A 14,264-nucleotide genomic window follows, 5' to 3' on the forward strand; every position below is an offset into this window, starting at 1 on the left:
ACCTGTCATGAATGTACCGGCTGTAAGGTCTTGTACACCATCTTGAATTTGTTTCATAAAGATTGCCTGGTCCCCACGTACAACGTCTCCCGCTGCAGATGTGTAAGAACCGAATTCGAACCAGAATGGAGCATAGAAAATGTGGTGTAAACCAAATGGAATAAGTGAACGTTCAATTACACCGAATACAAATGCTGCAAAGGCTCTGTTTTCACCAAGCATAAAGTTTGAGAATGTGTTAAGACCATCTTGAATCGGCGGCCAAATCAATAGCATCAATAACCCTAATACTACTGAAGATGCTGCTGTTGCAATTGGCACAAATCGTTTACCTGCGAAGAATCCTAAGTATGAAGGAAGTTCGATTTGATAGAAACGATTGTACATGGACGCAGCCAGGATCCCGACGATGATACCGCCGAATACACCTGTTTGTAGGGTTGGGATACCGAGAACCATCGCAAATGCCGGATCTACGTTATCACCTGTAACATCAGGAATACCTAATCCTTCTACTGTACCCATCGTTACGTTCATGATAAGGAAACCAACGATAGCCGCTAAACCGGCCACCCCTTCTCCACCGGCGAGACCGATGGCAACACCGACTGCGAAGAGCAGCGCCAAGTTTCCGAAGATAATTCCACCCGCTTGTTCCATTACGCTGGCAACGGTTTCAACGCCGCCGTTATTAAGGAATGGGGCAATGTCTAGAAGCGTTGGATTTTGAAGGGCATTACCAAACGCTAGTAAAAGTCCTGCTGCTGGTAAGATCGCAACTGGAAGCATTAATGCTTTACCGACTTTTTGTAGTACACCAAAAGCCTTTTTAAACATATGAGTTTCCTCCCTTTATTTTCTTTTTTCGACTAATTAGATGATTGCGCCAAACAAAAAAGGCATGAGAAAAGAGGATAATGAACGTATATGGATAGACTACCCCAAAATATACGTTTCAATTATCTTCTTCACTCATGCCTGATCGAATCAGTAACACGTAAGAAAGATAAGTACATTAATTCACTTTATTTTGAATCCGTTGAAGATGCATCGTGAGGTATACTGCCTCTGCATCGTACACGGGTTTCTGCAATGTTTGCTGCATCATCTTAATCAGCTTCCATGATAGATTATAGCAGACCGGATATTCTTCTTTCAACAGTTTTGCTATTTTTTCTGGTTCTTCTACTCTTTCTCCCCGTAAAACCCGTTCAATTGTATAACGGATATGTCGAATAAGCCTCATATAATCGACGCTTTCTTTATTGATTTCAACGTCCAGCTGTTGTTCGATCATCCCTATTAGACGACTGATCAACTGAGAATGCTGGTTCACTTCGGAAAGATCCTTGTTCATCATGGCGCTGTGTATATGAAGGGCAATGAACCCCACTTCCCCTTCAGGCAGATGCACATCGGTCATATCATTGATCATGCCGACGACTTCTTTCGCAATTTCATATTCAAAAGGGTAAAGTGTTCTCGTTTCCACCAGAAACGGATTCCTGATTTCCATCCCTCTCATCAATCGGTTAATGGCAAATAGAATATGGTCTGTAAGGGCGATATGGATGTGCTCGTTAAGGAATGAATTGGTTCTTTTCCTGATCAATTCGATGGCAGAGATAATGACGTTTGACATGTCCTCATTTAGAAAAGGAAGAAGGTTTTTGTACTGCTCCTGTTCTTTTTCCCCTTTTAGGACAAACATCTTTTCGGCAATATCATTTTGAATGGGATCACCCTTTTTCCGGTTGAACCCTATCCCCTTCCCGATCAGCACGACTTCACCGTAGCTCTCGTGAACGGCAATCAATACGTTGTTATTTAAGACTTTTTTTACATTTAAAGTAGACATACTCAATTCTCCCTATATATTCGACCATTTTCGACATTACCCGATTCCATGATTCTAACGAAAACTGACTCTTTTTTCAATTGATACTTCTTACCTTAGTACTACTTTCTCTACCTTTGTCGCTATTCCCTTTATTTATTTTCTACACTTTCTCCGATAAAAACCAAAAAGAAGCTGATCTGCAAGAGATCAGCTTCTGATGATTGCCTATTCTTATACCAGGAAGATAAAGTACATTACAAAGATCACAAACAGGAAGTACATGATTGGATGGATTTCTTTCCCGCGACCTTTCATGATCATCGTTATCGGATAGAAGATGAATCCGATGGCGATACCTGTTGCAATACTGTACGTAAGGGGCATGGCGACGATTGTCAGGAATGCCGGTACAGCTACCTCGAATTTCTTCCAGTCGATTTCACCTAATGACGAAACCATCAGTACCCCAACAATGATCAAGGCTGGCGCCGTCACGGCCGATGTGATGACGGCAAGTAACGGGAAGAAGAAAATCGAAAGGACGAACAGGATGGCAGTCACAACGGATGCGAATCCTGTCCTTGCTCCTGCGGCAACCCCTGCAGATGATTCAATATAAGACGTTGTGGTGGATGTTCCTAAGATAGCGCCGACTACCGTTGCACAAGAATCCGCGAATAACGCTTTTCCTGCACGGGGTAATTTGTTCTCTTTCATCAAGCCTGCCTGATTGGCTACCGCCACGAGGGTACCCGCCGTATCAAAGAAATCGACGAATAAGAACGTCAGGATGACTACAAGCATCTGGATCGTGAAGATACTTCCTGCATCATTGAATAGTGGTTCCAGCGCTGCCCCGAATGTCGGAGCAAGACTTGGTGCCGCGTCCACTACTCTTTCCGGTGTATCGATAAGACCGGCGATCATTCCCACGACAGCCGTTACGACCATCCCGATGAAAATCCCGCCTTTAACACCTCTTGTCATTAAAATGACCGTGATGATAATCCCGAAAATCGCAAGTAGCGTGGTTCCCTTTGTTAAGTCTCCAAGTCCCACTAATACGGCATCGTTGTTGACGATGATGCCTGCGTTTTGAAAGCCGATGAAGGTAATGAACAGTCCGATTCCCGCTCCTACGGCGTATTTCAATTCGGCGGGGATCGAGTTAATGATTTTTTCCCGGATGCCCGATAGTGTCAAGGCAATGAATATCAGTCCGGAAATCAACACTCCCGTTAAAGCCGATTGCCAAGGTACACCCATTGTTAATACGACCGTGTATGCGAAGAAGGCATTCAAGCCCATCCCTGGTGCGAGAGCAATCGGATATTTTGCGATCAATCCCATGATCAACGACCCGATGGCCGCAGCCAATGCTGTTGCCACAAACACTGCACCGTAATCCATTCTCATACTGTCCGGCAGATCCGGCACGGATTGAAGGGTCAACGTAAGCGGGTTGACGATCAAGATATAGGCCATCGATAGGAAGGTGGTCAATCCCCCGATGATCTCCCTTTTATAATTCGTTCCTAACTGGTCAAACTGAAAAAAATTCCTCATTCTTGTACTCCTCCTATAGAGTCGCCGTAGAAAATAAAAAAACCTCGAACTACCAGAGTTCAAGGCTTTGACTGTTAAGATCCAGATCGATAGGCGCTAAAAAAATGGTCCTATCGTCCATCACCTCGTAGTCAAGCCATTTACGGTAGCTTGGTAGAAACGCTCGGGCCTTATTCCCGAAATTATACGACGTAATACTTTTTATAATGTTTTGTTATGATTACAGTACTATTGTACCAACGGGAAATGAGTCCGTCAATACAAAATACGAACATTATTATAGTTTTTTTGTTTTAATGTTCGTTTAATACAAAAAACGACAGGTACCCTCCGTCTTTGTCGAACGGAAGAAACCTGTCAGCTTTACAACTCTCTATTCCATTATTCCCACTCAATCGTTGCAGGTGGCTTACTCGTCACATCATACACCACGCGGTTGATATGATCGACTTCGTTCACGATGCGGGTGGAAATCTTCTCAAGAACATCCCATGGGATGCGTGCCCAATCGGACGTCATTCCATCGATGGACGTCACGGCACGGATACCGATTGTGTAGTCATAGGTTCTGGCGTCACCCATGACACCGACGCTTCGGATGTCAGGAAGAACGGTGAAATATTGCCAGATGTCACGGTCCAGTCCAGCCTTTTTGATTTCATCACGAAGGATATGATCAGACTCACGGACGATTTCAAGCTTTTGTTCAGAGATTTCACCCAACACACGGATACCAAGACCCGGTCCCGGGAATGGTTGGCGCCATACGATTTCATCCGGAATACCAAGTTCAGAACCTAACGCGCGCACTTCATCTTTGAATAATGTGTTCAGAGGCTCGATCAGTGTGAACTGCATGTCTTCAGGAAGCCCGCCGACATTGTGGTGGGACTTGATCGTTTGCGCAGTCGCCGTTCCGCTTTCAATGATGTCTGTATATAACGTACCTTGTGCAAGGTATTCGATGCCTTTAAGCTTCGTCGCTTCATCGTCAAACACGTAAATGAATTCATTTCCGATGATCTTACGTTTTTGCTCAGGATCGGATATACCTTTTAGTTTATTTAAGAAACGATCCTGGGCATCCACTTTAATGACGTTCATATTAAAGCCGTCAGCGAATGTCTTCATGACGCTGTCTGCCTCGCCTTTTCGTAGAAGTCCGTGATCGACGAAGATACATGTCAGTTGATCACCGATTGCTTTGTGGATCAAGACTGCCACGACGGATGAATCGACCCCTCCGCTTAGTGCACAAAGAACTTTTTTATCACCAACTGTTTGGCGGATCTTGTCCATTTCCATTTCGATGAAGTTCTCCATGGACCAGTCGCCGGTACACCCACACACTTCGAATACGAAGTTCTTCAGCATTTCGTTTCCGTGTTCTGAGTGTCGTACTTCAGGGTGGAATTGTACTGCATATAACCCTTTTTCCTCGTTACTCATAGAAGCGATCGGGCAAGATGGATTCGTTGCGTTCACATCGAATCCTGCAGGAGCTTCGACTACAAGATCCCCATGACTCATCCATACGACTTGCTCTTCGGGAAGATTTGAGAATATTTTAGACTGCTTCTCAATATTGATCGCTGCCTTCCCATACTCACGATGCTTTGCGCGTTCCACTTTACCGCCAAAGTGCATCGTCATAAGCTGCATGCCATAGCAGATACCGAGAATCGGAATATCAAGATCAAAGATGCGCTCATCGCAACGGAAAGAATCTTCACCATACACACTGTTCGGACCGCCGGAGAAGATGATCCCCGTCGGATTGATTTCCTGGATTTCTTCAAGGGTAACTGTATGCGGATGGAGCTCACTATAAACACCAAATTCACGAATTCTTCGCGTGATTAATTGATTGTATTGACTTCCAAAGTCCAAAACGACGATCATTTCCTGATTGTGCAATTCTTCTTTACCAAGCATTCAGTTCACCTCTTCAGTTTATTTACCTACTACCATCTATTGTTGTTAGCATTCCAAAAAAAATATAAAAAAAACTAGACTTCGCCTTAAAAAAAGGCAGAATTCTAGTTTTTTGCATACACGGATGTCAACTAAGAACACTGCCTTCATAGTCCAGTCATTTAAGGTGACCGGGTAGATACTTTCGAACCGTATTATCGAGGATATACGAAGGATGCTAACGAACGCTATTTGAATTTGACATCATTTTATACTTTGTAATCAACCGGGTCAACCGGTTGTCCTTTTAATTAAATTTTCCCATAATTCCCTCATCTTCGTCCAATCTTCTGATGTTGGGCTCTGACCGTATAATATCCGTTCATAATTATTGGTCAAACTGGTCATTTCACGGGTACCGAAGAACTGATCGATATATCTGGAATAGCCCCGTAATGTCTGACCGTCATCCATTTTCAATCCGTATCTTTCCAATTGTTTCATGAGGGACAGATAGGCTTCCGAGAATACGTCATCTGAAGACTTCCTGCGGTAGTAGAAAATCAGGACATACGGCATCCAGCGTCTTCTCAAAAGGAATAATGCAATCCCAATGATGATGAGGAGAATGGTTCCCATCACGATCTTGCCCCAATTGTCCGCTATGAATGACGTGATGTCATCCCACAGCTTCGATAAAGAAAAACCATCGCCGGAAGATGCGGTATCTTCTTCAGGCTGCAGGGGTTGTTTCGGCGCTTCCTTTTTCTCCGGGATAGGGACTTCACTATTATCAGTGTCTGGTATATCAAGGTCATACTGATAAGAAACATTGTTGCTGAAACCGACAGTAGGCTCAAACGGAACCCAGCCCACTTCCGGGAAGAATACCTCTACCCATGAATGGGCATTGTTGTTCGATACTTCATATAGTTTATATGTCGAATCCACCTGCCTGCTGTATTTCCCTTCTGTATAGCCTTTAGCCCATCTTGCCGGGATCCCGAGCGAGCGGACCAGGACCACCATGGAAGTAGAGAAATTATCACAGTAACCGCGCTGCGTTTCAAACAGGAACTGATCCACATAATCCTGCCCTTCTTCAGGAACCGGTACATCGAACTGATCGTATACATACGCTTCTTTTGAAAAATATTGCTCGATCGCCCTTACTTTGTCATACCAATTATCCTCTTCCGAAGTGATTTCAACGGCCAGGTCCTTGACACGCTGGGGAGTCGTATCAGGCAGCTGGGTGTAGCGATCGACAAACTCAGGTACCTGCATGATCTCCTGCTCTTCATTGGCCGCCTTCATCTTTTTCTGAGAATAGGACGGGGAGCGGTAGGACAGCTCATACTCTTCAAGCTTAACCGTTTCATCGGCTTCTTTATAACTCGTCACTTTTTCATCTATGGGATTGAAGCTGAAATACCCATTATCATTCCCGTTGATCGTTTCCACCCCGTAAGGATAAGCGACATGGGAATAGGTACGCTCGACCATGACCTTCTCACTTTCCAGGTCCCGCTCTTCATCCGATTGGGGTGAAGGGATCGGAACCTTTTTCCCCGGATCAAACGTGAGTGGTTCCTTTTGATCGTCAGAAATGGACTGCTCCCAACCTTTCCCCGTATATAAATCCTTCGATTCAATTTTCCAGTAATGCTCCCGCGTCACCTCTGCATTGAAAATGACCGTGGGATCACCGACAAAGGGACCCCCAAGCTTAGTATCATCCGAATCGTAGCCAATCTTGTTGACACCACTTCCACCGGCACCTTCAGAAAAGGATTGAAGATACGGGACAGGGTCCGGCCAGATCGGGTCGGCTTTAGGAGCTGCAAAAGCAACCACAGAGCTGATCCCAAGCATCACCGTCAGTGGAACGATCCAGCGATGGCGGCTCATCTTGGAACCAAGGAGCTTCTCTCTTTGCACCAGCCTTTCAAGGGCCAGTAATCCCATGAGGAGAAAGCCGAAAAAGACGACGCGTATAATCGATTTATCCCCTTCGTAAACCGTGAAAGTATCAATCAAACACACATAAGTGACCGTCATCACATAAAACAGAAGAATCGTTTTTCGAACAGATAGCCAGTAATGGATCAAGTACGTCATCAGCCACAGTAGCACAAAGAACAACAGGCTTCTGTACTCAAAAGACAAACTTGGCCATTCCCACCCGAGGGTCAGCCCTACATTCTCCCATAAGTCATAGCTGAACTCCCTGAACCACTTGGGAGAGAAAAAAGAGCCCTTATAGTACAATCCATGCAGACTGTACAGAATAAAAAGGATTTTCACACATGCCGTGATAGCATAATGAATCCGGAAATAAGACAGGGTGAGGGCCAAGGCGATAAAGACGATAAAATAGGTCAGACTCGCTGTGTCCGTCACCACTTTAAGTGGTTTTAACCACTCCCATAAAAGGAAAAAACCAAATAAATAAATCACGACCTTAAAAAATGAATGCGGAGTTTCTTGCCTCATGCCCGTTTCACCTCCAGAAATGCCGACGAGAAGTCGCCTTCAAAGCATACCTGCAAACGAATGCCGCGGGAGGAGGCATAGGCTTTAAGCGATTTCTCCTCTGCCGTGTACGAATCCCCCACCCTCTTAACCAAAAAGATGACGACAGAGCTGTTCCGCTTCGCATACTCATTCACGCTCATGATCATTTTTTTCGAGACGGATGAGGTCACGAATAGCACCGCCGCTGATTGAGAATAGTTCAATCCCGCCCCCTGCAGGACTTTCCCCAGAGCAAACGGGCTGTCCTGCCTCACTTTCGCCAAGTGATAATTCAGCTGACTCAAATGCTCATCCCCGCCCCGGATGGGAAATGAAACATGATCTCCACCAATTGAAACCAGGCTGACCTGAGCCCCTTTTTTGACGATGGACCTGATCATCGAAGCCGTAAAGGTCACCATCGCTTCAAACGCTTGCGAGGACTCCCTGTCGAGAACAATGAGGACGTCATGGGACTGACGTTCCTCAAACTCCTTCGTCATCAGCTCATTGGTCCTTGCAAAGGTCTTCCAATGAATCCACGAAAAGCGGTCACCCGGTTGATACTCACGGATACCCGTCGCCATGGTCGTATCCTTTTGGATCTTCACACTCGAAGTCGTCATCCCCTGGTCATATCGATTCTCAAGCGGTCGATATGGGACATCGACGATCGACGGGTACACGAGTAGCCTGTCCACGCAATCCACCGTGGCTTCCTTTTCGAAAACACCAAAGAAATCACCTGTTTTGAACCTGACTTTAGTAAAGATATGTTCCCCACGTGGAAGCTCATCGATATAATAGGTCAGCTTGATCCGTCTTCTGAATCCGGGATGAATCATCGCTTTCGCCTTTTGTAAACCAGACTGATGAAAGACAGAATCTGTCACCACATCCTCCAATACCAAATAAAACAGAGGAAAAGGCAGCTTCCGGGTCAGGGTGATCGTCACCTTCAGTTCGTCCCCGGCCTTGTACTCAGCAGATTCAAAACTCCGCTCCACATAAAACTCCGATAACGGATATAAGAACACAAAAACTGAGTAAAGGGAAAATGGCAAAAAACTATAGAACAAAAACCAGCTCACAAACCCACCTTGAAACATCGCATACGAAAAAGTCACGCCCATCAGAATAAGAAGGAGCAAAAACTTCCCTAGTGGTTTAAGAAATTGAAGTTTCGTCTTCATCTATCTCACAAGCCTTTGTACCGGGACCGGTATTCGCGCCATGACTCTCTCCACCACTTCTTCAGGGGTAATCCCTTCGTATCTCGCTTCCGATTTCATAATGATACGGTGAGAAAACACGAAAGGCGCCAGGAATTGAACATCATCAGGAACTACATAATCCCTGCCTCTTAAATAGGCATAGGCCTGGCAAGCCTTCATCAGGGCAATCGATCCACGGGGACTCGCACCCAGATACACATTCGCATGGATCCTCGTACGGTTCGCAATCTCCACAATGTACTTCTTAATGGTGTCATCCACCAATACTTCCTTCACATCCCCTTGGATATATCTCAATTCCTCAAGGGTCATAACGGGCTCCAATTCATCGATCGGCGGAGTCCGCTGGGCGCGGTGAAGGACTTCCATCTCTTCTTCCGGTTCCGGATACCCCATCTTCATCTTCAATAGGAATCGGTCAAGCTGTGCTTCCGGAAGCGGATACGTCCCTTCATATTCAATCGGATTCTGTGTCGCCATAACGAAGAACGGCTTATCAAGCTTCCGGGTCATCCCGTCAATCGTGACGCTGCTCTCTTCCATACCTTCAAGCAAAGCGGACTGCGTCTTCGGTGATGTACGGTTGATTTCATCCGCAAGAATGATGTTCCCCATGATCGGTCCAGGTCTGAAATTAAATTCCATCTCTTTCGGATTATAAATCGATACCCCGATCACATCGGAAGGCAGTAGGTCCGGCGTAAACTGAATTCGCTTAAAGCTTGCTCCCACCGATTTCGCCAATGCGCGAACCATCATCGTCTTCCCTACACCCGGAACATCTTCAAGCAAAACATGTCCCCCGGCAAGCAGGGAAACAATGCTCAGTTCTGCTACCTTCCTCTTCCCGATCATGACTTTCTCTATATTATCAATGATACTTTGTAACTTTGGATTCACTGTTTCATGTGACATCGTACCCCTCCTGAATGATTCAAACTCATCTTTAACTATTACTACTTTCGTTTAAAAAGTCGAAAATCCTCTATAAAATGGGAAATTGGTAGATAATTTTTGGGGAATTGGTAGGATATGAAGGTCATCGAGGTGATGGACTGTTCCAATTTTTGTAGAGGCATCTTGCTGCCATTCAATTTAAAAAGCCGATTCTCCATTATACGAGAATCGGCTTTTCCACTTGACTATTTCCAAAAATCATCAAACACCGTGACCGGCAGATGACGTTTATGCTGTGTTTTCAGGTAATGACCTTCAATGGTTTTCCTGGCTTCAGCGGGTACTTCTTTCCCTTCCAGGTAATCGTCCAGCTGATCGTACGTCACGCCAAGGGCTTCTTCGTCCGGGAGCGACGGGCGCTCTTCCTCAAGGTCCGCTGTCGGTTTCTTATTGTATAAGTGCTCCGGACAGCCGAGCTCGATCAAAAGTGCTCTCCCTTGACGCTTGTTCAGGCGGAAAAGGGGGACGAGATCTGCCGCTCCATCGCCGTATTTGGTGTAGAAGCCGGTGACTGCTTCAGCAGAGTGATCCGTACCGAGCACCACGCCATTTTTCATGGCGGCTATGGCAAATTGCACCTTCATCCGTTCACGCGCCTTTTCGTTCCCTTTGACAAAGTCGGAAAGCTCGATCCCATTTTTCTTCAACGTTTCGACGCTTGCATCGACTGCGGGTTGAACATTGACCGTCATCGACACGCTCGGGTTGATGAAATCCACGGCATCAATGGCATCCTGGGCATCTCCCTGTTCCCCGTAAGGAAGTCTGACGGCATAAAAAGCATAATCCGATGAACCGGATTCCTGATTCATTTCATCAATGGCCATCTGTGCAAGTTTACCTAATAAAGTAGAGTCCTGACCTCCTGAGATTCCGAGGACCAGACTTTTCATAAATGAATGCTTCTTCAAGTAAGCCTTCATAAAGTCGACGCTGCGACGGATTTCTTCCTGGGGATTGATTTCCGGGGAGACCATCATTTCTTCTACGATTTGTTTTTGAAGAGAATCCATGTTTTCACACTCCATGTTAGGTTTTATTACATCATATTATATCTTTTTATCTTACCCATTCACAGGCAAACTTACCAATTTCCGCTATGTTTTTCTTTCACTTCGGCTTTTACACGGTGAATCAGATCCATCTTATTGTTCCAGCACTCTTCACTTAAATCCACAGGGTACTCTTCCGGATTCATGGAACGCTTATATTCATCCCATAACAATTCAAGATTTTCATTCACAAAGCTTCTCATATCCTCTAGTGGAGGTGTATCATACACCAGCTCACCGTCCTTGAAGACCTCCACATGAAGTTCCCTCGCTTCAAAATTCGTGACGAACTTACTGATATACGTATGAACAGGGTGGAACATTTTCAACCGTTCCTGACTTTCAGGGTGTTCATGCTCCAGGGCAATATATTCGCCCTCTGATTTATGATTAACCGTATTGACGATGCGGTAAACCCTTTTCATCCCGGGAGTTGAAACTTTTTCGGCATTGCTCGAAATTTTGATCGTGTCTTCCATTTCACCTGACTCATTTTCAATGGACACGAGCTTATAAACGGCACCCAAAGCGGGCTGGTCGTATGCCGTGATCAGCTTCGTTCCGACACCCCATACATCAATCTGTGCCCCTTGAGCCTTCAAGTTCAGAATTGTATATTCGTCTAGATCATTAGAAGCAATGATTTTCGTATCCTTAAATCCTGCATCATCAAGCATCTTGCGGGCGATCTTCGATTGGTACGCCATGTCGCCGCTATCAAGGCGGATCCCTTTGAAGTTGATCTTATCGCCAAGCTCCTTCGCTACTTTAATCGCTGTCGGGACACCGGACTTTAACGTATCATACGTATCCACGAGGAACACACAATCCTTATGGCTCTCTGCATACTTGTGAAACGCCTGATACTCATCTCGGTAAGCCTGGACCATGGCATGTGAGTGGGTTCCGGAAACAGGCATACCGAATAACTTCCCGGCCCGGACATTACTCGTCGCATCAAAGCCGCCGATATACGCAGCACGGGTTCCCCAAATGGCTGCATCCAGCTCATGGGCACGTCTCGTCCCGAACTCCATCACCACTTCATCCTCTACCACCTGCTTGATCCGGTTCGCCTTCGTCGCAATCAACGTCTGGTAGTTCACGATATTCAAGATTGCCGTCTCCAATAACTGAGCCTGAGCAAGAGGCGCCTCCACACGAACAAGGGGGACATTCCCGAATGCAACCTCCCCTTCCTGCATGGACCGGATCGTCCCAGTAAAACGAAGCTCCGCCAGATATTCAAGGAATGCCTCCTCATACCCCAACTCCCGTAAGTACTCGATATCACTTTCCGAGAAATGAAAATTTTTCACATAATCAATGATCCGCTCAAGCCCTGCAAATACCGCATATCCATTGCCAAAAGGCAGCTTTCGAAAGAACACTTCAAAAACAGCCTTTCGATTATGGAAATCATCATCCCAATACGCCTTCGTCATATTTATCTGATACAAATCTGTATGCAACGCTAAACTATCATCTGCATAGTTCGTCATGTATTTCTCTCCTTTAAGCTATAGCCAATTGTTGAACATGATTGAGTCTTTTCTATTTTAACCAATATTGGGTGGGATATCGAATGATTAGGGTTATGGGGGGGAAACATTTAAACAAACGTTTGATTAAAGGTTTCAATAATATATGAGAGAGATCTAAAAAAACGCAATACCTAATAATCCCTCCAAACCCCTTCTGAAAAATAAGTAAGCCAGCACTCTCCACAACAACAAATTGAGCATTTAAAAACCGCTAATAGATGTTACATAGCGGCAAGAAATTTATATTATTATACTTGGATAAAACAAACGTTACACTAAAAAGCAAGAAGAAACTCACTTAGAAAGGTATTATTAACCTTTAAGCACCTGTCCCTTCTTTCATCTGAATCTGATGAAGATGATTTTTTCTCATATACGGTAACGCAATCCCTACTACTACGGCCGTAACGGGCATACTTCCATCACCCAGCAGCCATTCCAGTACTGAGACCGGGACGTATACCACATAAAAGAAAATCATCAGGAATAAATAGAACCTTCTCCAGCGCTTTTCTTTTTTAGACATCTTTATTCCTCCAGTCATATTTAATAATCCAGGGATCGTTCTACCTCTTTATTATGAAAGTTTGAAAGCTCTTCAATAAAGTCCACTTTGGGCCCAGCCGAGGTTTGAAACAGATCTTCTTTGATGTCTTGAAAAAAACCTTTAAAAGCGGTTCCTTCCATGGTGTTTGAAGCATGTACAAATACTTGTCCGTCTTTTATCGTAAGAGTGGCATCTGTTAGGTTTCCATCATTTTCTAATATGGTCGATTTAGCCTGAGATTCCATGTCAGGTAAAATACCATTATAGATTTCTTGTCCTAATTTACGATCCAGATCTTTTTTTCCGATTCCATGTCGTAATTCATCCGTCAAAACAATGTCCATTGCTTCCAGCTTGATTTCATTTTCTGAATAATCATTATAATCAGCATCAGATCTTAACTGGGTTTCCTTTTTTTCAATCTTCTGTTCGATAGATTCTGGATATGAATCTACTGTACCGATAATTCCCTTCTCATATTCTTCAATAGCCTCGTCCAATTGATCGTAAAGGACGGACGTAGCCGCTAAACTTGCCTGCTGCGCGGTTGTATTGGCTTCTTCCTTCACCGCGAAGATCTTGGAAAGGTTAAAGACAAAGACAAAAAGGACCATCATGATACTCAGTAACCCTATCATAAAGAGCGCCGCATTCCCTCGTTCCTCCTGAAGAGATGCTTTAAACCTAGCTCTCATTTTTAATCACCTTGCCAGAGGCTGTAGAAGTAAAAGATATAGACGGAGTTGTCCTCCCAGGGAAGATCTTCTTCGGAAGAAACACTAGGTCAATCTCCACCTCAACACTCGTAGTAAAATCCTTATTCGCCATACCAGACGCTCCTGAAAAGGTTAAATACGATCCCCCGGCATTGACGATTCTTTTCGCTGCTTCCGTCGCCTCAACCGAATCTTCGGTAATGGAATACACTTTGGCAGCTTCGTTTGCTGCCGATTGAGCAACCACGACTGCTTGTACGCTTACGATGAGCTGCCATGCAATCATGACGACCAGCAGGATAAATGGGAGGATTCCTAGGAATTCAATAGTGGAGGAACCTTCTTCACTTTTCAATTTTTCTTTTAGCTTAAACAT

At 44.9% G+C, this 14,264-nt stretch carries 12 protein-coding genes and 2 riboswitches (1 of these 14 running past the window's edge); all 12 genes read right to left on the minus strand.

All coding sequences use genetic code 11. From position 1 onward, the window contains the following. Positions 1-837: the 5' portion of a glucose-specific PTS transporter subunit IIBC gene (ptsG, locus tag ATG71_RS02715; protein ID WP_098438402.1), read on the minus strand. Its footprint begins 1,233 nt before the window's first position; 837 of the gene's 2,070 nt are visible here — the first part of the coding sequence; its start codon is at positions 835-837; its stop codon lies beyond the left edge, outside the window. A gap of 178 nt (positions 838-1,015) precedes the next feature. After that, a complete protein-coding gene (gene glcT / locus ATG71_RS02720) occupies positions 1,016-1,858 on the minus strand; it encodes a glucose PTS transporter transcription antiterminator GlcT (protein WP_098438403.1) in 843 nt (280 codons plus the stop codon). A gap of 213 nt (positions 1,859-2,071) precedes the next feature. Beyond that, entirely contained in the window at positions 2,072-3,406 is a 1,335-nt protein-coding gene (locus ATG71_RS02725) for an NCS2 family permease (protein ID WP_098438404.1), read from the minus strand. 108 nt (positions 3,407-3,514) lie between these two features. Beyond that, positions 3,515-3,616, minus strand: a riboswitch (purine riboswitch). 171 nt (positions 3,617-3,787) lie between these two features. Beyond that, positions 3,788-5,341: a glutamine-hydrolyzing GMP synthase gene (gene guaA / locus ATG71_RS02730; RefSeq protein WP_098438405.1), complete on the minus strand. Its 1,554-nt coding sequence runs from the start codon at positions 5,339-5,341 to the stop codon at positions 3,788-3,790. A gap of 129 nt (positions 5,342-5,470) precedes the next feature. Then, positions 5,471-5,572, minus strand: a riboswitch (purine riboswitch). 39 nt (positions 5,573-5,611) lie between these two features. Next, positions 5,612-7,816 carry a transglutaminase TgpA family protein gene (locus ATG71_RS02735; RefSeq protein WP_098438406.1) on the minus strand — a complete coding sequence of 735 codons (2,205 nt, stop codon included), beginning with the start codon at positions 7,814-7,816 and terminating at the stop codon, positions 5,612-5,614. Then, positions 7,813-8,844 (minus strand): DUF58 domain-containing protein, encoded by a 1,032-nt coding sequence (locus tag ATG71_RS02740; RefSeq protein WP_286162896.1) that lies wholly within the window; start codon positions 8,842-8,844, stop codon positions 7,813-7,815. Before ATG71_RS02740 ends, ATG71_RS02735 begins: the two co-directional genes overlap by 4 nt. A 186-nt stretch (positions 8,845-9,030) precedes the next feature. Further along, positions 9,031-9,987, minus strand: a complete 957-nt coding sequence (locus ATG71_RS02745; RefSeq protein WP_034766072.1) for an AAA family ATPase — start codon at positions 9,985-9,987, stop codon at positions 9,031-9,033. 227 nt (positions 9,988-10,214) lie between these two features. After that, complete coding sequence (gene nadE, locus ATG71_RS02750; protein ID WP_098438408.1) at positions 10,215-11,042, minus strand: ammonia-dependent NAD(+) synthetase; 828 nt, start codon at positions 11,040-11,042, stop codon at positions 10,215-10,217. A 71-nt stretch (positions 11,043-11,113) separates the two neighbouring features. After that, positions 11,114-12,583 (minus strand): nicotinate phosphoribosyltransferase, encoded by a 1,470-nt coding sequence (locus tag ATG71_RS02755; protein ID WP_098438409.1) that lies wholly within the window; start codon positions 12,581-12,583, stop codon positions 11,114-11,116. 361 nt (positions 12,584-12,944) lie between these two features. Beyond that, positions 12,945-13,151, minus strand: a complete 207-nt coding sequence (locus tag ATG71_RS02760) for a hypothetical protein (RefSeq protein WP_098438410.1) — start codon at positions 13,149-13,151, stop codon at positions 12,945-12,947. A gap of 20 nt (positions 13,152-13,171) precedes the next feature. Continuing rightward, positions 13,172-13,867: a Tad domain-containing protein gene (locus ATG71_RS02765; RefSeq protein WP_098438411.1), complete on the minus strand. Its 696-nt coding sequence runs from the start codon at positions 13,865-13,867 to the stop codon at positions 13,172-13,174. Continuing rightward, complete coding sequence (locus tag ATG71_RS02770) at positions 13,857-14,264, minus strand: TadE/TadG family type IV pilus assembly protein (RefSeq protein WP_098438412.1); 408 nt, start codon at positions 14,262-14,264, stop codon at positions 13,857-13,859. Before ATG71_RS02770 ends, ATG71_RS02765 begins: the two co-directional genes overlap by 11 nt.

Origin of the sequence: Bacillus sp. es.034 (assembly GCF_002563655.1) — a bacterium.
Taxonomy (GTDB): Bacteria; Bacillota; Bacilli; order Bacillales; family Bacillaceae_B; genus Rossellomorea.

Excerpts from the sequence above, each read along its gene's own strand:
- glcT (WP_098438403.1), bottom strand. The coding sequence starts at position 1,858 with ATGTCTACTTTAAATGTAAAAAAAGTCTTAAATAACAACGTATTGATT.
- ATG71_RS02725 (WP_098438404.1), bottom strand. The coding sequence starts at position 3,406 with ATGAGGAATTTTTTTCAGTTTGACCAGTTAGGAACGAATTATAAAAGG.
- guaA (WP_098438405.1), bottom strand. The coding sequence starts at position 5,341 with ATGCTTGGTAAAGAAGAATTGCACAATCAGGAAATGATCGTCGTTTTG.
- ATG71_RS02735 (WP_098438406.1), bottom strand. The coding sequence starts at position 7,816 with ATGAGGCAAGAAACTCCGCATTCATTTTTTAAGGTCGTGATTTATTTA.
- ATG71_RS02745 (WP_034766072.1), bottom strand. The coding sequence starts at position 9,987 with ATGTCACATGAAACAGTGAATCCAAAGTTACAAAGTATCATTGATAAT.
- nadE (WP_098438408.1), bottom strand. The coding sequence starts at position 11,042 with ATGGATTCTCTTCAAAAACAAATCGTAGAAGAAATGATGGTCTCCCCG.
- ATG71_RS02755 (WP_098438409.1), bottom strand. The coding sequence starts at position 12,583 with ATGACGAACTATGCAGATGATAGTTTAGCGTTGCATACAGATTTGTAT.
- ATG71_RS02760 (WP_098438410.1), bottom strand. The coding sequence starts at position 13,151 with ATGTCTAAAAAAGAAAAGCGCTGGAGAAGGTTCTATTTATTCCTGATG.
- ATG71_RS02765 (WP_098438411.1), bottom strand. The coding sequence starts at position 13,867 with ATGAGAGCTAGGTTTAAAGCATCTCTTCAGGAGGAACGAGGGAATGCG.
- ATG71_RS02770 (WP_098438412.1), bottom strand. The coding sequence starts at position 14,264 with ATGTTTAAGCTAAAAGAAAAATTGAAAAGTGAAGAAGGTTCCTCCACT.